The organism is Arthrobacter sp. SE2 (assembly GCF_058244265.1).
Genome location: NZ_JBZAYA010000002.1, coordinates 157,005 through 176,082 on the forward strand (window position 1 = coordinate 157,005; position 19,078 = coordinate 176,082).

Annotated in this window: 15 protein-coding genes and 2 tRNA genes; 5 read left to right on the forward strand and 12 right to left on the reverse strand. The window is 65.1% G+C overall.

What is annotated here, in order from left to right; translation table 11 throughout:
* Nucleotides 1-46: 46 nt before the first annotated feature.
* Complete coding sequence (locus AC4CS3_RS03490; protein ID WP_490782218.1) at nucleotides 47-895, reverse strand: phage holin family protein; 849 nt, start codon at nucleotides 893-895, stop codon at nucleotides 47-49.
* A 178-nt stretch (nucleotides 896-1,073) separates the two neighbouring features.
* On the opposite strand from AC4CS3_RS03490, the gene AC4CS3_RS03495 reads away from it, so the two are divergent.
* From AC4CS3_RS03495 to AC4CS3_RS03505, 3 genes are all read left to right on the forward strand, one after another.
* Nucleotides 1,074-2,303 carry a multidrug effflux MFS transporter gene (locus AC4CS3_RS03495; protein ID WP_490782444.1) on the forward strand — a complete coding sequence of 410 codons (1,230 nt, stop codon included), beginning with the start codon at nucleotides 1,074-1,076 and terminating at the stop codon, nucleotides 2,301-2,303.
* A 72-nt stretch (nucleotides 2,304-2,375) separates the two neighbouring features.
* Nucleotides 2,376-2,555 carry a YMGG-like glycine zipper-containing protein gene (locus tag AC4CS3_RS03500; RefSeq protein WP_059387861.1) on the forward strand — a complete coding sequence of 60 codons (180 nt, stop codon included), beginning with the start codon at nucleotides 2,376-2,378 and terminating at the stop codon, nucleotides 2,553-2,555.
* Nucleotides 2,556-2,615: 60 nt separating this feature from the next.
* Entirely contained in the window at nucleotides 2,616-3,023 is a 408-nt protein-coding gene (locus tag AC4CS3_RS03505; RefSeq protein ID WP_059387862.1) for a hypothetical protein, read from the forward strand.
* Between the two features lie 106 nt (nucleotides 3,024-3,129).
* Here AC4CS3_RS03505 and AC4CS3_RS03510 read toward each other — a convergent pair.
* Nucleotides 3,130-3,202: transfer RNA gene (locus tag AC4CS3_RS03510), tRNA-Asn, on the reverse strand.
* A gap of 208 nt (nucleotides 3,203-3,410) precedes the next feature.
* On the opposite strand from AC4CS3_RS03510, the gene AC4CS3_RS03515 reads away from it, so the two are divergent.
* Nucleotides 3,411-4,181, forward strand: coding sequence for an MBL fold metallo-hydrolase (locus AC4CS3_RS03515; RefSeq protein WP_490782219.1), 771 nt, complete (start codon nucleotides 3,411-3,413; stop codon nucleotides 4,179-4,181).
* 162 nt (nucleotides 4,182-4,343) lie between these two features.
* Nucleotides 4,344-7,568 carry a fibronectin type III domain-containing protein gene (locus AC4CS3_RS03520; protein ID WP_490782220.1) on the forward strand — a complete coding sequence of 1,075 codons (3,225 nt, stop codon included), beginning with the start codon at nucleotides 4,344-4,346 and terminating at the stop codon, nucleotides 7,566-7,568.
* Nucleotides 7,569-7,626: 58 nt separating this feature from the next.
* Here AC4CS3_RS03520 and AC4CS3_RS03525 read toward each other — a convergent pair.
* The 10 genes from AC4CS3_RS03525 to AC4CS3_RS03570 form a co-directional block, all read right to left on the reverse strand.
* Nucleotides 7,627-7,699 (reverse strand) — tRNA-Asn (locus AC4CS3_RS03525).
* A gap of 63 nt (nucleotides 7,700-7,762) precedes the next feature.
* Entirely contained in the window at nucleotides 7,763-9,715 is a 1,953-nt protein-coding gene (gene dnaG / locus AC4CS3_RS03530) for a DNA primase (protein ID WP_490782221.1), read from the reverse strand.
* Nucleotides 9,716-9,776: 61 nt separating this feature from the next.
* On the reverse strand, nucleotides 9,777-11,087 hold the full coding sequence (locus AC4CS3_RS03535; protein WP_441414553.1) for a deoxyguanosinetriphosphate triphosphohydrolase: 1,311 nt from the start codon (nucleotides 11,085-11,087) through the stop codon (nucleotides 9,777-9,779).
* Nucleotides 11,088-11,200: 113 nt separating this feature from the next.
* Complete coding sequence (gene dusB, locus AC4CS3_RS03540) at nucleotides 11,201-12,382, reverse strand: tRNA dihydrouridine synthase DusB (RefSeq protein ID WP_490782222.1); 1,182 nt, start codon at nucleotides 12,380-12,382, stop codon at nucleotides 11,201-11,203.
* Nucleotides 12,383-12,440: 58 nt separating this feature from the next.
* On the reverse strand, nucleotides 12,441-13,052 hold the full coding sequence (locus AC4CS3_RS03545; protein WP_490782223.1) for a response regulator transcription factor: 612 nt from the start codon (nucleotides 13,050-13,052) through the stop codon (nucleotides 12,441-12,443).
* Nucleotides 13,049-14,221, reverse strand: coding sequence for a sensor histidine kinase (locus tag AC4CS3_RS03550; RefSeq protein ID WP_490782224.1), 1,173 nt, complete (start codon nucleotides 14,219-14,221; stop codon nucleotides 13,049-13,051). The genes AC4CS3_RS03545 and AC4CS3_RS03550 overlap by 4 nt, the downstream gene beginning before the upstream one ends.
* Nucleotides 14,222-14,243: 22 nt before the next feature.
* Entirely contained in the window at nucleotides 14,244-15,020 is a 777-nt protein-coding gene (locus AC4CS3_RS03555; RefSeq protein ID WP_490782225.1) for an ABC transporter permease, read from the reverse strand.
* Complete coding sequence (locus AC4CS3_RS03560) at nucleotides 15,017-15,955, reverse strand: ABC transporter ATP-binding protein (protein WP_490782226.1); 939 nt, start codon at nucleotides 15,953-15,955, stop codon at nucleotides 15,017-15,019. The genes AC4CS3_RS03555 and AC4CS3_RS03560 overlap by 4 nt, the downstream gene beginning before the upstream one ends.
* A gap of 103 nt (nucleotides 15,956-16,058) precedes the next feature.
* The gene (locus AC4CS3_RS03565) at nucleotides 16,059-17,531 is read right to left on the reverse strand and encodes a YibE/F family protein (protein WP_490782227.1); all 1,473 of its coding nucleotides are present in this window, start codon (nucleotides 17,529-17,531) and stop codon (nucleotides 16,059-16,061) included.
* A 132-nt stretch (nucleotides 17,532-17,663) separates the two neighbouring features.
* On the reverse strand, nucleotides 17,664-19,037 hold the full coding sequence (locus AC4CS3_RS03570) for an FAD-binding oxidoreductase (protein ID WP_490782228.1): 1,374 nt from the start codon (nucleotides 19,035-19,037) through the stop codon (nucleotides 17,664-17,666).
* Between the last annotated feature and the right edge of the window lie 41 nt (nucleotides 19,038-19,078).

Sequence of the window (19,078 nt, forward strand, 5' to 3'; positions counted from 1 at the left end):
CCCCCTTTCCGTAGTCCGCAGCTGACGCTGCTGCTTGCCGTCCCGATTACTTCTTGAACAGCTTCCGCAGTCCTACTGCGGCCACCGTGGCGGAAGCGGCGAAGAGAAACAGCTCTTTCCAGCGCGCGGCGAGCCGCTCCGGCAGCCCGGCAGGAACTTTCTCACTGAAATCTGCGAGCTTGTCGGCAGCGAACCGGCGTCCGTCGTCGAACTTTTGCCCGGCAACGTCGCGGAGGACCTTTCCCTGGGTCTTGACGTCGAGCTCGACGCCGAGCTGATCGCGAACGTCGGCGAGGTGCTCGCGGCGCTGCTCCAGACGGCGGAGCAGCTCAGCTTCGCTTGGGGCGGGGGGTTGCTCTGCTTTGTGTGCTTCTGCCTTGGCGGCTTTTTCAGCCTTGGCTTTCTCAGCTGCTGCGGCTTTCGCTGCCTCCGCTGCCTTGTAGGCTTCCGACGAGGGGTCGACGATGCTGGCATCGAAAGAAGTGCCCTCCTTGACTATGCCGAGATCGTGCTTGATGCCGCGGATGGTCTTCTCAGGCACAAGCGGCATGGCGCCTTTGAACCCGCGGAATGCGACGAGTGCCCCGATAAGAATGATCAAAAGGAACGCGGCCGCAACCACAAGCGCAGCCAGCCACGGTGGCATGACCGTGGCCAGGCCCAAGATTGCCGCCACAACCAAAGCGATGACGAGCAAAGAGAGAAAGATCAGCGCAACGCCAGCGAAAGCGCCGGCAACACCCAGCTGTTTGCCTTTGCCCTTAAGTTCAAGCTTGGCCAGGCTGATTTCGTCGTTGAGCTGCCGCGGCGCGAGCCGGACTGCAAGTTTCAGGGTGTTCGGCAACGCCGAAATGCCCGGGCGTTGGCCAGCCCGGCCGCTGTGACGTCCACTCATAGGTTCCGCCTCACTGCTTCCATCTTGCTCCTACCCGGCTCCGGCACGGAGACGAATACAGCCGCCCACGCGCACCTGTCCACAAAACTACCATTCAGCTTCAGCCTCAACTTCCGGGGCGGTCCTGCGGCGCGCCCCCGCCATCGCTGATAAATATGATCTGTCGCACATAGGATTGATAATCGTGAACACTCCCCCTGTACCGGGCGATTCCCTTAGTCGACGCGAAAAACTCCTCTATATCCTGCTACTTGGCGCATTGACCGCCTTGGGTCCATTCACAGTGGATCTCTATTTGCCGGCGTTTCCGGCGCTGGAGCATCATTTCGACGTGTCAGCGGCTGCGATCCAACTCACACTCACCGGCACAACGGTGGGCTTCGCCATTGGCCAATTGATGGTGGGGCCGTTCAGCGACAAGTTCGGGCGCCGCATGCCCTTGATCCTGGCAACGGCCCTGCATATCGGGTCTTCCCTCGGCGCCGCGCTGTCCACGGACATCAGCACACTAGCCCTTTTCCGCGTCCTCATGGGCGTCGGTGCAGCCGGCGGTGGCGTAGTGGCCATGGCGATGGTCCGGGACCTCTTCGCGGGCTACGCCATGGTGCGGATGTTCTCCCGCATGTCGCTGGTGAATGGCCTGGCACCCATTTTGGCTCCTATCATCGGTTCACAACTGCTGTTGGTGATGCCATGGCCCGGGATCTTCTACTTCCTGGCGAGCTACGGAATCCTCGTGTTCATTGCCGCGGTTTTCCTTATCCGGGAAACGTATCCTGCCGAACTCCGCCGGCAGACGACGTCGACGGCGGGCCAGCGTTACAAGGCCGTGTTCGCCGACCGGATTTTCGTCGGGATGCTGCTCGTAGGCGGCTTCAACTTCGGCGGATTGTTTGCTTACCTATCCGCGTCCACTTTCCTGTTCCAACAGGTCTACAACTTTTCCCCGCAGGAATACGGCCTGCTGTTCGGTGTCAATTCCTTGGGCATCGTCGCTGGCGTCCAGATCAGCTCCAGGGTCATCCGGCGGGTGGCACCCCAATGGATCATGGCGTTCGCCACGGCCTGGATGCTCCTGATGGCTGTGTTGATTGTGGTGTTCGATCTGCTCGGCTTCGGCCTATGGGGCGTCATGGTCCCGTTGTGGTTCTACATCCTTGCCACCGGGTTCATGTTCCCCTGCGTCCAGGTGATTGCCCTGGCTAACCATGGCGCGCAAGCCGGAACCGCGGCCTCCCTGCTGGGTGCCTCGAACTTCCTGATGGCCGGCATCATCCCACCCGTGGTTGGCTGGCTGGGCGTCGGTTCTGCCGTTCCCATGGGGGCCGTCCAGGCCGTGTGCCTTGCAGGCGCCGTGGCGGCCCTCTGGCTCGTCGTGCGGCCCCGGTCCGTCCCCTCCATCCACTGATCCGCCCATCCACTGATGCAGCTGTCCACTGATTCGAGAAGCCCGGTCGGCACGGAGAAGTAGGCTCAAACCATGACGCGCAAACCGCACCGCAACGGCAGGGGACTTTTCCTCGGAGCGGTGCTTGGCGCCGTCGTCGGCTTCCTGCTGGGCCGTGGGGCCGGAAACCCTGTGTTCGGAGCACTGCTGGGCGCCGTCGTCGGTTCCGCAATCCTCTACAGGATCAATCCCGGGCCATGGAAACGGGACTAAGCAGGCCTTCCGTTGCTTCGAGGCCTGTTGCCGGTCATGGCCCGGCGATAAAGTTGAGATGTGCCCCGTTGGCAGGAACTACAGCCTATTCCAGCCCCATGGCAGCGCAAGGATGATGGCATCCTGCCGCTGTGGTGGGATCGTCTATGCACCGTGACAAGTCCGCAATCCGCGGCCCTTTACGCGGCCGGGCTCTTCACCGAGGACCGCCGCCGGCCGATTGCGCAGTGGTTCAATCCGACAAACGGCGCGGCCCTGCTCGTGGCTCCGGAGACCTCCCCCGAATGGCCCGTCCAACGCTTCGGAATCTTCTACGCACCACCTGGCGGCGGATTCACCCGCGTCCACTCCGCCGCGCACGAATGGCACCCGCGGGAGCCGAGGACGCCGCCCACCGAAGATGACGCCTTCCAGTCCGCCGTGGCCGAGGCAGCGAGATTCCTTCAAGTGGAAATGGATTTCGTTTGACGACTTGGCGATGAGAATCTGCCCATTCGAGCAATTGCGCAAAATCAGACAAACCGAGGCAAAAAAACAGGTCCCGCACCAATAAAATCGGTGCGGGACCTTTGCGCTCCTCCGACTGGACTTGAACCAGTAACCCTTCGATTAACAGTCGAATGCTCTGCCAATTGAGCTACGGAGGAATGAAGCGGTTATGACTTTAGCAAAGGTTTTGCCTCAAGTGAAATCGAGCCCCGGACCCTGCGGGAAGGGCAGCAGAATACCCCTCCCGGGTATCGCCAAATGCCGCGGAGCCGACGCCCTCACCGAGGATAGGATAGTCCGGCGCGCCTGAGGCGCATACGTGGAGCCTCCGAAACGCATCCGTGACGGAAAGGAACAGAAGGAAGCATGCCTAAGAACTGGTCAGCCGAGGACAACGTGACGGAAGTTGCCGAGGACGTCTTCTTCGTCCAAGGGCCTGCCGTCAACTGGACGATCCTCAAGCGGGGCAAGGAATTCACCCTCATTGACACGGGCTATCCCGGGAACTGGCCATTGCTCCAATCGAGCATGAATTTCCTTGGGCTGGCTATGGAAAATGCTGCCGGAGTTCTCCTGACGCATGGTCACTCGGATCACATCGGCAATGCCGCCAGAATATCCGCGATGGGTATTCCGGTATTTGCGTCCCATGCGGAGTTGCCGAACATCCGCCGGGAGGTCCTGGAACAAGTCACGGTTAAAGATCTTGGATCGCGGATCCTCCGCCCGAGGGTCGGCGCGTGGGCGGTACACGCCATCGGCTCGGGGGGCTTGTCCGACGTCGCGGTCCCGGGCGTCGCCGCGATGACCCAGGACATTCTCGACGGGCTCCCGGGATCTCCCCGGGTCGTCGCCACCGGCGGGCACACCAGCGGCCATGTGTCCTTCTTCGTCCCTTCAGCCAAGGCCGTGGTCACCGGGGACGCGCTCGTCACGGGCCACGCCGTCAGTCCAGTCCGCGGTCCGCAGTTGTTGCCCGCTGTCTTCCATCACCGCCCGGCGGAGACCTTGGCCAGCGTTGAGGTGCTTAGGCAATTGGGCGCTCAGACCATCCTGCCGGGTCACGGGCCAGTGGTGAGCGTGCTCGACGGGACAATCGAACTCGTCTCTGAGGGAAGGTACTCCCCTTTCGCTTGAGTCGGCGGCCTTGGGGCCGGATACGCGCATCGGAGCCCGAGTGGACGAGCGGGAGACCGGGTCTAAAACGGGTACCATCCACTCTTAACCCGTGCGATGGATAACCAATAGGCTCCGGACCTGGGGATTCTGACCCGGTCTGTTCAGAAAAAGGGGAAGCCGATGCGGCTCCTGACCATACTGTTCCGGCGGCCCGCTTGGTTCCGCTGGGCCACGGCCGCGTCCGTGCTGTTCTTGCTGGGCTACTCCGCTGTCTACTTGGCGCCTGCCGCGCGGGCGGCAGTGCCGAAGACAATCATCAGCCTGACCTTCGACGACGGCAATGCCGATCAGCTCCCGGCCGAACAGTTACTGAAGTCACTCGGATTGCACGGCACCTTCTTCATTACGACCAGCTGGATCGATAATCCGTCATGGCTCACCCGAGCCAACCTGAACAGCATCGCTGCGGACGGCAACGAGATCGGTGGCCACACCATCACCCACCCGGACCTCACCACCTTGTCCACCTCAGCCGCAACTAACGAGGTTTGCGGCGGGCGGACCACGCTTGCCAGCTGGGGGTTCAACGCCACCAATTTCGCCTATCCCTTCGCCGCCGAAAACTCTTCCGTCGAGCAAATCGTGAAGAACTGCGGTTTTGCCAGTGCGCGCAATTTGGGTGACATCCGTTCGCCCGCGAGCTGCTCTGGCTGCCCCTTCGCGGAAACCCTTCCGCCGGCGAATCCCTACAACACAGCGGCACCGGATGAAGTCGACAGCACGTGGACGCTGCAGAACCTGGAGGACCTGGTTACCAACGCGGAACCGGGAGGGGGCTGGGTCCAGCTGACCTTCCACCACATCGCAGTCGGGACAGATCCCACTTTGACCATCGATCCCAATCTCTTCAAGACTTTTGTCACGTGGCTGGCTGCGAGAACGGCCAACGGAACCACGTCCGTTCAAACGGTCGCCCAGGCCTTGGGCAATGTGCCCAGCCAGCCCCCGGTAGCCGCCTTCACATCCTCGACGGCGGGTCTCACAGCCACGCTTGACGGATCGACTTCGACCGATCCGAACGGGACTGTGGCCTCTTACAGCTGGGACTTCGGCGACGGCTCCGCGGCAGGCACCGGTGTGAAGCCTTCGCACACCTACGCCGCGGCGGGAACGTACCAAGTGAAGCTGACGGTGACCGATAACTCCGGCCTCACAGGGACCGTCACGCACGCGGTAACTGTAGCGGCCGCCGCGACGGCGCCTGCGGCTCCCAGCGCCGTGACCGCGACGGCGGGTAACGCGTCGGCGTCCGTGTCCTGGACGGCGCCGGCCAACGGCGGCTCTCCACTTACCTCGTATGCCGTGACGCCTTCGTCCGGTGGCACGGCTTTGGCTCCGATGACGGTTACCGGTAATCCGCCCGCGACGACGGCGACCGTCACCGGGCTGACTAACGGCACCGCCTACACGTTTACCGTGACGGCGACCAACGCCGTCGGGACGTCCGCGCCGTCAGCCGCATCGGCTCCCGTCACCCCGACGGCGCCGACGGTTCCGGGGGTTCCCGCCGGGGTGAGCGCGACGGCGGGCAACGCGTCCGCGGTGGTGTCGTGGACGGCGCCGGCCAACGGTGGCTCCGCGATCACCTCGTATGCGGTGACGCCTTCGTCCGGCGGCACGGCTTTGGCTCCGGTGACGGTCTCCGGAAGTCCGCCCTCGACGACGGGGACCGTCACCGGGCTGACTAACGGCACGGCCTACACGTTCACGGTCACCGCCACCAACGCCGTCGGGACGTCCGCGCCCTCCGCGGCCTCGGCCCCGGTCACGCCCACGGCCCCGGTTCCCGGCGTCACTAATGGCGGGTTCGAATCCGGGCTCACGTCCTGGACCACCGGCGGCGTCAGGGCACCCGTGGCCTCCACCACCGCCCACACCGGCACCGGCTCGGCACTGCTGGGCCTGGCCTCCGGGGCCGAGCCGCTCGGGGACAGCAGCCTGTCCCAGACGATCACGATGCCCGCTGGAGGGACGTCCACCCTGTCCTTCTGGTACCAGCCGCACACCGCGGACGAGACCTGCAACGGCACCGCCTGCAGGTACGACTGGATGGAAGCGCAGGTCCGCACCACCAGCGGCACGGTCCTGGCGAGCCTGTTCAAACTCAGCAACGACAACGGCACGTGGACCCAGCTCAGCGCCAACCTCTCCGCCTACAACGGCCAGAGCATCGTGCTCTGGTTCAACGTCCACCTCGACGGCTCCAGCCCGGCGGATGACACCTGGATGTACCTGGACGACGTGACCCTGACCAACACCCAGACAACGCCGACGGCGCCTGCCGCCCCGACCGGGGTGACGGCAACGGCGGGCAACGCCTCCGCGACTGTGTCCTGGACCGCCCCGGCCAACGGCGGCTCCCCGATCACCTCCTACACCATCACCCCGCACGCCGGTGCCACCACCCTGGCCCCGGTGACCGTCACCGGGAACCCGCCCGCGACGTCGGCGAGCATCACCGGGCTGACTAACGGCACCGCCTACACGTTTACCGTCACTGCCGCGAACGCCGTCGGCACCTCCCCGGCGTCGGCGGCCTCGGCGCCGGTCACCCCCACGGCGGGGGCGACGGCACCCGCCGCTCCGACCGGGGTCACGGCGACGGCGGGCAACGCCTCCGCAACCGTGTCCTGGACCGCCCCGGCCAACGGCGGCTCCCCGACCACCTCCTACGCGGTCACCCCGCACGCCGGCGCCACGACCCTGGCCCCGGTCACCGTGACCGGTACACCCCCGGCCACGAGCACAGCCGTGACAGGTCTGACTAACGGCACCGCCTACACCTTCACCGTCACCGCCACCAACGCCATCGGCACCTCCCCGGCCTCCGCCGCCTCGGCACCGGTCACCCCCACGGGAACAACAACCTCGACCATCACCAACGGCGGCTTCGAATCCGGGCTCAGCTCCTGGATCACCGGCGGCGTCAGGGCACCCGTGGCCTCCACCATCGCCCACACCGGCACGGGCTCCGCGCTCCTGGGCCTGGCCTCCGGCAACGAGCCCCTCGGCGACAGCAGTGTGGCCCAGACCGTGACGGTCCCCGCCACCGGGACATCGACGCTGTCCTTCTGGTACCAGCCGCACACGAATGACGACACCTGCAACGGAACCACGTGCCGGTACGACTGGATGGAAGCACAAGTCCGCTCCACGAACGGCACGGTCCTGGCCAGCCTGTTCAAACTCTGCAGTGACTCCGGCACGTGGACCCAGTTCAGCGCCGATCTCTCTGCCTATAAGGGACAGACCATCACGCTGTGGATCAACGTCCACCTCGACGGCGCCAGCCCCGCCGACGACACCTGGATGTACCTCGACGACGTCACCCTCACCACGAGGTAAATGCACAAGACGCCAAAAATCCCCGCCCTCTACTGAGGACGGGGATTTTTGAGTAGCGCTCCTCCGACTGGACTTGAACCAGTAACCCTTCGATTAACAGTCGAATGCTCTGCCAATTGAGCTACGGAGGAATGAAGCGTGTACAAGCCTAACAAAGGGCCGCCGGGAAACGAAATCGGCGCAGGGGAAGGCCTTCAGCTATCCATGCGGAGGGCGCGGCGCTGCATTTCCAGTTGCATCAGTTCCCGGTTGAGGCGTTGGAACTCCTCCGGCTGGGCCGAGGCATCCAGGCGCTGCAATTGGCCCATCTTGTCCGCCTTGACCCTGGTGATCTGCAGTTCGAAAAGCCGGGCCAGGATGTCTCGGCAATACCGCTGAAGCGCTTCCGGCGTGCTGGCCGGCAACGGAACGACGGCAAGCTCGGAGACCAAGCCTTGGAGCGGTTCCGGAACTTCCCGGCGAATCCCTTCCACCCAGGCCACCGGGTCCCCAACGTGGGCCAGTCCGGCGGCCCGAACCGCCGTGTGTACCGCGGAGTAGGCCGGAGTGACGAAGTGGCATGCCTCAAAACGTTCCCATGCTCCGCCGCTAAGCGCAGCTTCGCCTCCGAGGACAGCGGGGTTCTGGATGACCACCTCGAGGGCCTGCCGCTCCATGGCGGCAATGGGATCCCGAGGATCCGGGCGCATGAAGGCGATGGGAGCGTCCGACGGCGGTGCTGCCGCCGGCTGTCCGGCCTGGCCCGGCGTTGCGCCTTGCCCGGCCCCCGTGGCTCCTGCGGTGCTCGCAGCCCCCGCAGTACCCGGCGCGCCGGAAGCAGCGCGTTTGGCAGCCAAGCCCACAGCCCGGCTGACTTCTTCAATGGGCATGCCGAGCCAGCCTGCCAGCTCGCGGACATATGCTGGGCGGATGCCCGAATCACGGATCTGCGCCACCACTGGGGCCGATTCCCGCAGGGCTGAGACGCGGCCTTCCACGGTGTCCAGGTTGTGGCGTTTGAGGGACGCCCGGATCGCGAATTCGAAGAGCGGCCGGCGGGTGCCAATCAGGTCCCGGACGGCCGCATCCCCCTTGAGCTGGCGCAAGTCGCAGGGATCGGCCCCGCTCGGTTCCACGGCTACGTAAGTCTGCGCGACGAAGCGCTGGTCTTCCTCGAAGGCGCGCAATGCCGCTTTCTGGCCGGCGGCGTCACCGTCGAAGGTGAAGATGACCTCTCCCCCGGTGCCGTCGTCGGACAGCAAGCGGCGGGCGATCTTGATGTGGTCGGTACCGAAAGCCGTGCCGCATGTGGCCACGGCGGTACCGACTCCGGCAAGGTGGCAGGCCATGACATCCGTGTAGCCCTCCACCACCACCAGTTGCCGGTCTTTGGCGATGTTCCGCTTGGCGAGGTCGATGCCGTAGAGGACCTGGGACTTCTTGTAGAGCACGGTCTCCGGAGTGTTCAGGTATTTCGGGCCTTGGTCGTCCTCGTAGAGCTTGCGGGCGCCGAAGCCGATGGTGTCGCCGGCGATGTCCCGGATGGGCCAGATGAGCCGGCCTCGGAAGCGGTCGTAAATGCCCCTGTTGCCTTCCGAGAACATTCCCGTCAGCTTCAATTCGGCGTCCGTGAAGCCGCGTCCGCGCAGGTGTTTCAGGAGCGAGTCCCAGCCCTGCGGCGCGTAGCCGACGCCGAACTGTTCGGCTGCGGTCCGGTCGAAACCGCGGCCGTGGAGGAAGTTGCGGCCCTCGGCCGCCCCTGCCGTGAGCAATTGGGCGCGGAAGAATTCGTCGGCGATCTTGTGGGCATCCAGCAGCCGTTGGCGCTTGCCGACCTCTTCGCGGTTGGGACCGGTGCCGCCATCTTCATAACGCAGCTCGTAGCCGATCCGGGCTGCGAGCTTTTCCACGGCTTCGTGGAAGGAGCTGTGGTCCATCTTCTGGACGAAGGAGATCGCATCGCCGTCTTCACCGCAGCCGAAGCAATGGTACCGGCCTACTTGGGGACGGACAGTGAACGACGGCGAGCGCTCGTCGTGGAAGGGACAGAGGCCTTTGAAGGTCCCCAGGCCCGCGCCCTTGAGGGTGACGTAGCCGTCCACCACTTCCTTGATATCGGTGCGCTGGCGTACTTCGTCGATATCTTCACGTTTGATCAGGCCAGCCACGTCACCATCCTAGTCGCTTCGCGCGGGCGGTCCTTGAGCGGGCAGACAACTCGGCGGTGGCCTACCAGAGCGACGGCAGGCTACCCACGAGCCGTTCGTACATCGCCAGCGCCGATGCGTCCGTCAGGGACGCCACTTGGTCGATGACGACGCGAAGCCGGGCGCCGTCGTCGGGGGCGTCCCGCCAGTCCGCGGCGAACATCGGTTCCAGGTGCCGGTCTCCGCTCGCGTTGAGTACGCCCACCAACGCGTGCAGGACTTCGCGCTGCCGCTCATAGACGGGTTGCCGATGGTCGGTGGAGATCACGAACGTGGTGGCAAGGCCCTTCATGGCGGCGATCTCCGTGACGGTTTCCTCCGCGACCATGAGTTCGGCGCCGTAGCGCGTGAGGTGGTCCGGGCCGAAGCGGGCACGCGTGGTCTCAAGGGCACTCTGGCAGAACCGGCCGATCAGCTGGCTGGTCATGTCCTTCAGCGCCGCCATCGACTTGCGGCTGCCATCGGCCTCGCGGACCCACACGCTCGTGGCTTCGAGGCGGGCCAGAGCGGCATCGATTTCGGCGGGATCGTTGTGGGGCAGGTACCACTGCTTGGTGTACCCCACCACTCGGGCCCGGTGGTCGGGATTGTCCAGCCACTTGAGCTGGAAGTGGCCGGCAACGATGGCATCCTCAACGTCGTGGACGGAGTAGGAGATATCGTCAGCCAGGTCCATCACCTGGGCCTCTATGCAGGAGCGGTTGCCCGGCGCGCCGTCACGAAGCCACGTGAATACGGGCAGGTCGTCTTCATAGGCACCGAATTTGCTGCTCCGCTGTCCGTGGATGACGGGCGCGTCGACGGCCGACCACGGGTATTTGGACGCTGCGTCAAGGCTCGCGCGGGTCAGGTTCAGGCCCGCGGGCCGGCCGTCGGCAGCAAGGACCTTGGGTTCAAGTCGGGTCAGCAGGCGCAGGGTCTGGGCGTTGCCTTCGAAGCCACCGATTCCGTGGGCTACCTCGTTGAGCGCGGATTCCCCGTTGTGGCCGAAAGGCGGGTGGCCGAGGTCGTGGCTCAGGCACGCCGTGTCCACAACATCCGGATCGCAACCGAGCGCGCGGCCCAACTCGCGGCCCACCTGGGCCACTTCAAGGCTGTGCGTCAGGCGGGTGCGGACGAAGTCATCGGTGTCCGGCGCGACTACTTGGGTCTTAGCTCCGAGCCGTCGGAGGGCCGACGAATGCAGCACCCTTGCCCGGTCCCTCTCGAAGTCCGAGCGGTAGGTGTTCTTCCGGGGTTCCTGGACCCAGCGTGCCGAGTCGGCCTCCACATAGCCTGGAATGCCCGTTGCGTTTTCGGCCGGGCGTGCTGCAGACATCGCTTCAGTTCCCATGGGTATCTGCCTCCTCCGCTTGCCGTGCACCGGCGTCTCGTCAGCCAGTGCCTATGCAGCCAGTTTTCCACGACTCTGGCCGTGCGCGTGCACGCGGCGACCCGGGCCAGGCTTTAGCCGCCTGAGACGTCGAGTTCCGCTGCGGCGATATCGCGCGTCTGATCGGCGTCCATCTGCCGGCTGAGCAGCCAGTCCTTGGGCAAGGCCGGCCTCTTGGGGGAACCTGCGCGTCCGCGCGGGCCTTCCGAGTCGACGCCCGGGTACGGCAGGTCCATGTCGAGTTGGTCCAGCAGCTCGCGCAGGACCTCGAGCGTTGGCACGGTGGCCAGTTTGGCCCGCAGTTCCCCGCCCACGACGTAGCCCTTGAAGTACCAGGCCATGTGCTTGCGGATCTCGCGCAGCGCCTTGTACTCGTCGTTGCCGAATGTTTCGATCATGAGTTCGGCGTGGCGGTAGACGCCGTCGGCCACTTCGCGCAGGCCCGGACGGTGGCGCTCGTCGCTTCCTTCAAACGCTGCCTGGAGGTCACCGAAGAGCCACGGGCGGCCTTGGCAGCCGCGGCCAACCACAACTCCGTCGATCCCGGTTTCGCGCACCATGCGGACTGCGTCTTCGGCGGACCAGATGTCGCCGTTGCCCACGACGGGAATGTCAGGGAGGGCCTCGCGCAGGCGTGCGATGGCGGACCAGTCGGCCTGGCCGGAGTAGAACTGCGCGGCCGTGCGGCCGTGGAGTGCGACGGCGGCAACGCCGGAATCCCTGGCGATGCGGCCGGCGTCGAGGTACGTGAGGTGGTCCTCGTCAATGCCCTTGCGCATCTTGATGGTCAGCGGGATATCGCCCTTGGAGGCTTCCTTGACGGCGGTCTGGACGATGGAGGTGAAGAGGTCGATCTTCCAGGGAAGGGCGGATCCGCCGCCTCGTCGGGTGACCTTGGGCACGGGACAGCCGAAGTTGAGGTCGATGTGGTCCGCCCGGTCTTCTTCGACGAGCATGCGCACGGCCTGGCCAACGGTGACGGGATCCACGCCGTACAGCTGCACGGATCGGACCTTTTCGTCGTCGTCGTGGGAGATGATGCGCAACGATTCCGGGGTGCGCTCCACCAGGGCACGGGAGGTCACCATCTCCGCGACGTACAGGCCGCCGCCGTATTCACGGCACAGCCGGCGGAAGGCCGAGTTCGTGATCCCGGCCATCGGGGCAAGGATCACGGGGGTGTCCACGGTGATCCGGCCGAGCTGCAGCGGGGGCAGTTCGAGCTTGGGCGAAGGGGGCGTTGCTACTACAGTCACCCGTCCATTGTCTCAAAGCGGGGCAAATCGACTGACCGGCCGAGTACGAGCCGGGCCGCTAGAGCAGCCAGCCGTTGTCCTCGGCGATGCGCACGGCCTCGGCGCGGGTCCGGCCGCCGGTCTTGGCCATCGCGGCGGACAGGTAGTTCCGCACGGTCCCTTCGGAAAGCATCGCCGACTTCGCGATATCGGCAACCGTTCCGCCGCCGGACGCTGCCTTGAGCACCTCGCCCTCGCGTTCGGTCAGCGGGCTGTCTCCCGCGGTCAATGATTCCGCCGCGAGCACGGGGTCCACCACCCTGAGCCCCTGATGGACGCGGCGCACGGCTTCGGCCAATTGCCGCGCCGGCGTGTCCTTGACGACGAATCCGGAGGCTCCGGCCTGCATGGCGCGCTTGAGGTAACCGGGCCGTCCGAAGGTGGTCACCATGAGGACCCGGCACGACGGCGCGGCCCGCCGCACGGCCGCAGCCGCGCTGATCCCGTCCAGGCCAGGCATCTCGACGTCGAGCATTGCCACGTCGGCGGAGTGCTCGACGACGGCGGCCGCCACCCCGGTCCCGTCGCCCAGTTCCGCGACCACCTCGATGTCCGGTTCCAGTCCCAGCAAAGCCGCCAGAGCCCCGCGCACGAGCGCCTGGTCGTCTGCGATCACCAATCGGATGTTCATACCTCAACCGCCAATCTGAACCCTCCCAGGTCACTCGGGCCAATGGTGACCGTTCCCCCGGCGGCACCCACGCGTTCGCGGATCCCGGCCAGTCCGTTCCCGGAGCGGCCCCCGGAGGCCGGGCCGACGCCGTCGTCCTCCACCAGGACGCTCGACGCCGTCAACCGGACGCGGCAGCGCGCGGCACCGGAGTGCCGCACCACGTTGGTGACGCCTTCGCGCAGCACCCAGCCGAAGAGCTCCCTGTGCCGCGCCGGAACCTGTTCCACGGTTCCCGGCAGTTCGGCGTCGATCCCGGCCGATTCCAAGGCCGTCCGGGCGACGGCGAGCTCCGCAAGGACGTTGACGCCGCGATAACCGGCCACTGTGGCCCGGACGTCGGCGAGCGCACCGCGGGCCAAGTCCTGCACCGCGGAAATTTCGGCGGCTGCCCGGCCCCGGGCAGGGTCGCCGGGGACGGTGTCCAGCATCCTGCCAGCCAACTCAGCCTTCACGGCGATCACCGTCAGGGAGTGCCCCAGGATGTCGTGCATGTCCCGGGCCACGCGGCTGCGCTCTGCTGCGACGGCCGCGTCAGCCAGTTCAGTCTGCGCTTCGCGGAGCCGTGCTGTCTGCCGGATCAGCCGCGCGAAGGCGGACATCATGAGGCCAAGGGACAAGATGATCCCGGCCTGGAGCAAGGCCTGCTCCCCGTTGCCCGTCACCAGCTGGGTGGTGAAAGAGACGAGGGACAAGGCGACGATGAGGAAGAAATCGGTGCGTGGCGGAAGGGACGTCATGGCAATGGCGCAGGCGAGGAAGGTCCACGTCCACAAGGCTTCCCTTCCGATCAGGAGGATGATCACGCCGTTCAGCGCCAGCAGGATGCAGACGGACACGATGCCGGCCCGGACGCCCAGCCGCCAGCTGATCTGGGGCAGGAAGACGTAGGCGGCGAAGAACACGATCAGGGACGCCGACGCCGCCACTTTCCAGGCCAGCGGCTCGTCCACGGACCACACGATGTTCCACGTCGGCCAGGCCCAGAGCAGGATGGAGAGTCCCGCGCCGATGAACCAGCCCCGTGGCCCAGGACCGCGGAACATGTTGCCTCGCTTGAAAAGGGTGCCGGTGAACACGCTTCCGGTGATCACATCCCTGAAGGAGGTTCCGCGGGCATTGCTGGTCATGGCGCCTACCCTAGCGGCCTGTTCAGACACGTTTCGTGTCGCGGCGGAACGCCATGGCAGCCCCGGCCACGAAGATCACGAGCCAGATGAGCACGTTGAGGATCCACGCCCAGTCGAACTCGCCGGTGATGGGGCTCCGGGCCAATTGTCCGATCCCGTATGCGGGCGTGAACCTGGCGATGTTCCCGAAGGTCTCCCCCATGATCTCGATCGGCATGAACAGTCCACCGAGCATGGCAAGGATGGCCAGGGCCGGGCCGAGGATCTGCATGACGTTCTGGCTCGGCATGAGGTATCCGACGAACAAGCCAAGCGCCGCAAAGACCAGGGAGCCGAGCCAAGCGACAAGGCCCGCTGTCAGCCAGGTCTGGGCATCCATGGTGACACCGGCCAAGGCACCGATGACGAATTGGGCCACGACGGCAACGAGGGACAGCGTCAGCGCGGCCATTGCTTTCACCGCGATATACGCCCCTGGCAGGAGCGGCGTGAGGCGAAGCTGGCGGCTCCAGCCTTGGGCACGTTCCACCGCCACTTGGCTACCCGCGCCCGTAGCAGCGGTCATCGCAGCATAGACCGTGAGGCTGATGAGGATGTACTGGCCGTAGCTGTGTCCGTTGGGCAGGAGCTTGTCCTTGTTGGACAAGCCGAAAATGAAGAAGAAGATGGCCGGCATGAATACCGTGAAAATGATGGTCCGACGGTTTCGGAGCATCCGCTTGATCTCGATCCAGAGGAAGGTGCGGTTGACCCCGCCGGTGGACGGCTTCCGTTCCTGGACGACTGTTGCCGTGCTCATACGAGGTCTCCTTCAAAAGTGATGCTCGTGGATTCCGGTACGGCATCGTCTCCGGTGAGGGCCACGAAGGCCTCCTCGAGGTTGTTCGCCGCCACTTCGACGTCATGGGCGCCCGTGTTATTGAGCAGGTACCGCACGACGGCGTCCGAGTCGCCAGTGCGGACGGTGAGGCGGCCGCCGTCGTAATCCATGCTCTCCACAGGCGGCATCCCAGCCAGCAGTCCGCGCTCCGTTACAGGAAGCGATGCCTTGACGGTGCGGCCGGAGGCTAGGTTCTTGATCTGGGCGGCGGTGCCGTCCGCCACGATGCTGCCTTGCCGGACCAGGACAATCCTGTCCGCGTAGGCGTCGGCTTCTTCTAGGTAATGCGTGGCGAAGATGACGGTCCGTCCGCGCTGGGCGTCGGTCCTGATGGCGTTCCAGAAGTCGCGGCGTCCCGCGACATCCATGCCGGTAGTGGGCTCGTCCAGGATCAGCAATCCGGGATCGGAGACGAGGGCCATGGCGAAGCGCAGCCGTTGCTGCTGGCCGCCTGAGCACTTTTCCACCTTGCGGTCGGCGATCTCCAGGATGCCCGCCCGCGCCAGGACTTCGTCCACGGGCCGGGAGGAGTCGAACATGGCCGCGTTGAGCTGCACGGTCTCGCGCACGGTGATGTCCCGCAGCAAGCCGCCGGTCTGCATCACCGCTGCCACCTGGCCGCGGGCGATGGCTCCCCGCGGACTGTGGCCGAAGATGGAAACGCTTCCCTGGTCCGGGGCGCTCAATCCGAGGATCATGTCGACGGTGGTGGTCTTGCCCGCCCCGTTGGGACCGAGGAACGCCACCACCTCCCCCGGCTGCACGGTGAGGTCCAGACCGCGGACGGCATGGACCTTCCCGAAGCTCTTGTGCAGTCCGGCGGCGTGGACGGCCGGCACACTCGCTGTTGTCATGACTCTCCTTGGGTTTGGTTACTCCACTACCCATCAAAGCCGAGATCCACGTCCGGTGCCCGGGCGTGTGTCACCAATGAGGGATGACAAATGTCATCGGGGGCTAGCGGCGCTCGGCTTCCCTGCGTGCCCGCCTGGTCATGACGACGGCGGCAAGTTCGCCGGTGTCGAACGATTCGAAGGCATCGGCGGACCGAGCGGTTTCAAGCTCGCGGACCTTCCCGTCGTCGTCGGCGGCTTTCGCATCCCCCGTGCCGGCGGCTTTCGCATCCCCCGTGCCGGCGGCCGCGAGCCGCCGCGGACCGGTCGCTTTGACCACCAGGACGGCGATCAAGGTGGTCACCGGGATGGCAAGCACCAGACCGATGGAGCCCACCAGTGTGCGGATGACTTCCTCGGACAACTCGGCACTGGTGAGGGAATCGACCAGCGGGCGGTCGTACAGCATGACAATGATCAAGAGGGGCAGCGCAGCACCGGCGTAGGCGAAGGCGATGGTGTAGACGGTGGAGGCGATGTGGTCCCGGCCGATCCTCATGGCTGAGCTGAACAGCTTGCGCGCGCCGGTTTCAGGCGCCAGCTCGTAGAGTTCCCACACGGCAGCGGACTGGGTGATGGTCACGTCGTTGAGGACTCCGAGCCCGGAGATAATCAGCCCGCACAGGATGATGCCGGACAGGGAGATCTTGTCCGACATGTTCACGAGCGTGGCGCCCTCGCTGGTGGCGATCCCGGTCAGGTTGGCGGCATCCGTGGCCCAGGCCGCCAGCAGCGCCGTAATACCGAGGCCGAAGATCGTGCCCAGCAACGCGGTGGAGGTCTTGGCCGAGAATCCGTGGGCGAAATAGAGCACCCCCATCATGATGGCCGTGGAGCCGACCAAAGCCACGAGCAGTGGCGGTTTGCCTTCCACCAATCCCGGAAGCATGAAGCTGACCATCACCACGTAGGCTCCGGCCAGTCCAAGGAGCGCCCTGAAGCCGCGCCAGCGCGCGACCGCAATGACCACCACGGCATACAGGAGAGCCAGAAGGGCCATGGGAACGGTCCGCACGAAATCCAGAAAAACGTACGACGGCGAGCCGTTGCCCGCCGCTGCGCCCTGCACCCTGGAGAGGTTCAGGTAGCGGATGCTGTCCCCCACTTTGACGCCGTGGGACTTGGCGACATCCGGGTTGATGACCACTTTCACAGGGCTGCCGCCGTTATCCGGTTGGGTGGACGCGAAGGTGCATTGGGACCCCTGCGGCTGTGCACCGCTGCTTTGGTTCGCGCCGTTTGTGCCGTTCGTGCCGTTCGTGCCCGGAGCCTGGGTCCCTTGCGTGCAGCTTTCCTGGGTGACGGCTTGGATCTTGCCGGTATCGAACGTCACCCCGGGAGCGGCCGCGTAAGGGCTAGCGAACGTGATGCCTTCCTTGCTCCCGGACGGCCACATGACGAGCATGGCAACGATCGTGAGGACGGCAATCGGAGCCAGCACGGCTACGAGGAGCCAGTTGGCCCGCTTGCGTGCCGCGAGTGCCTGCGGGCTTGGCTCGAAATGCTCTGTATGTCCGTGTGAATGGCCGTGACCCATTAGCTGCAAAACCTCATGCCCACAAGCCTACGTGGGGCAGCGCTGCGTCCCACCCAACTAGCTCGCAGTTGTTGTCGTTATGAACCGTCAAAACGACAACAACTGCGAGTCAGTTGGGCTTGGTTCTCGGGTTCAGGCGGGTTTGATGTTCTGGTTCACGTGGAAGAGGTTTTCTGGATCGTACTTGCCCTTGATGGCTTGGAGCCGCTCGTAGTTGACCCCGTAGTTCTCATTGATCCGGCCCTGGTCATCACCGTCCATGAAGCCGATGTAGCCTCCCGGCGAGGAGTGCGGTCGCAATGCAGCGGCGTAACTGCGGACCCAGTCGATATTCGCCGCGTTGTCTGCGGGGTCGTTCCACATGCAGGCAATCACCGGAGAGAACTTGACGCCGCGGTTGACGAAGGCGGTGTCCGTCTGACCCACGCGTTGCACCGCACCGTCGATCGGGTAGACGTGGACGGACGTCTGCACGCTCGGAACTTTGCTTCCGTATTCAAGATGGGCGGCAATGGCGCCGTCGTTGAGCTCGGAGAGGAAATCCGCCTTCCAGTAGGCCTGCATCCCTTTCGGAAGCAGTGGATCAAATGCCGAGTTGAGTGCCGGGTACGGCATGGGCCCCACCAGCGAACCCGCCACGGGAGCAACATCCAGGAACGGCTGCCAGCGGGCCGCTCCTTCTCCAGGATCACCCGTCCACATGCCAATGACCACGCAAACTGGTTTGCCGTGCCACTCCTCGGGCAGGAACGGTACGGGCGGCCCTTGGTGGAAGCCCAGGAACGCCCCGAACTCCTCAGGGGCAGTGTCCATGTAGTCGCGGTAGAACTTCGCAACGGTCTCAGCGTGCTCCATGCCGTAGATGATGATCGCAGCGTGGACCATGTCCACCGGGTGCAGCTTGTACTCCAGCGACGTCACCACTCCGAAATTTCCTCCGCCTCCGCGCAGCGCCCAGAAAAGATCCTCGTTCCGGGTCTCGCTGGCCGTCACGAACTTGCCGTCCGCTGTCACCACGTCAGCGGAGATCAGGTTGTCACACGACAGTCCGTGCTTGCGGGCAAGATAGCCGATGCCGCCACCCAAGGTCAGGCCTGCGATGCCGGTGGATCCGACGATCCCGCCGGTGGTGGCCAACCCGAAGGCATGGGTGGCGTGGTTGAAATCTGCCCAGGTCGTTCCCGCTTCGGCACGGGCTGTACCGGCTTCGGGGTCCACACGGACTCCGGTGCGGTTGACGAAATCGATGACAAGGGCATCGTCCCAGGTCCCGAAACCGGGAGCGCTGTGGCCGCCGCCGCGGATGGCCAAGGGCAGGGAATTGTCCCGGGCGAAATTCACGCTAGCAATGACGTCCGCTACCTGGGCCACACGGACAACCCCTGCCGGACGTTTGTCGATCATCCCGTTATAGACGGCACGGGCGGAATCATAGTCAGGATCACTTGGAGTGACGAGTTGCCCGCGGAGCTGTTCGCGCAGTCCGTCCAGGGCTGTTCCATTCATGGGTGTTACCGCCGATTCTCTTCAGGAGACCGGATCCGTTC

Bases quoted from the DNA above. Each gene is read 5' to 3' on its own strand.
- AC4CS3_RS03490 (WP_490782218.1), bottom strand. From the start codon at position 895: ATGAGTGGACGTCACAGCGGCCGGGCTGGCCAACGCCCGGGCATTTCG.
- AC4CS3_RS03500 (WP_059387861.1), top strand. From the start codon at position 2,376: ATGACGCGCAAACCGCACCGCAACGGCAGGGGACTTTTCCTCGGAGCG.
- AC4CS3_RS03515 (WP_490782219.1), top strand. From the start codon at position 3,411: ATGCCTAAGAACTGGTCAGCCGAGGACAACGTGACGGAAGTTGCCGAG.
- AC4CS3_RS03520 (WP_490782220.1), top strand. From the start codon at position 4,344: ATGCGGCTCCTGACCATACTGTTCCGGCGGCCCGCTTGGTTCCGCTGG.
- AC4CS3_RS03535 (WP_441414553.1), bottom strand. From the start codon at position 11,087: ATGGGAACTGAAGCGATGTCTGCAGCACGCCCGGCCGAAAACGCAACG.
- AC4CS3_RS03545 (WP_490782223.1), bottom strand. From the start codon at position 13,052: ATGAACATCCGATTGGTGATCGCAGACGACCAGGCGCTCGTGCGCGGG.
- AC4CS3_RS03550 (WP_490782224.1), bottom strand. From the start codon at position 14,221: ATGACCAGCAATGCCCGCGGAACCTCCTTCAGGGATGTGATCACCGGA.
- AC4CS3_RS03555 (WP_490782225.1), bottom strand. From the start codon at position 15,020: ATGAGCACGGCAACAGTCGTCCAGGAACGGAAGCCGTCCACCGGCGGG.
- AC4CS3_RS03560 (WP_490782226.1), bottom strand. From the start codon at position 15,955: ATGACAACAGCGAGTGTGCCGGCCGTCCACGCCGCCGGACTGCACAAG.
- AC4CS3_RS03565 (WP_490782227.1), bottom strand. From the start codon at position 17,531: ATGGGTCACGGCCATTCACACGGACATACAGAGCATTTCGAGCCAAGC.
- AC4CS3_RS03570 (WP_490782228.1), bottom strand. From the start codon at position 19,037: ATGAATGGAACAGCCCTGGACGGACTGCGCGAACAGCTCCGCGGGCAA.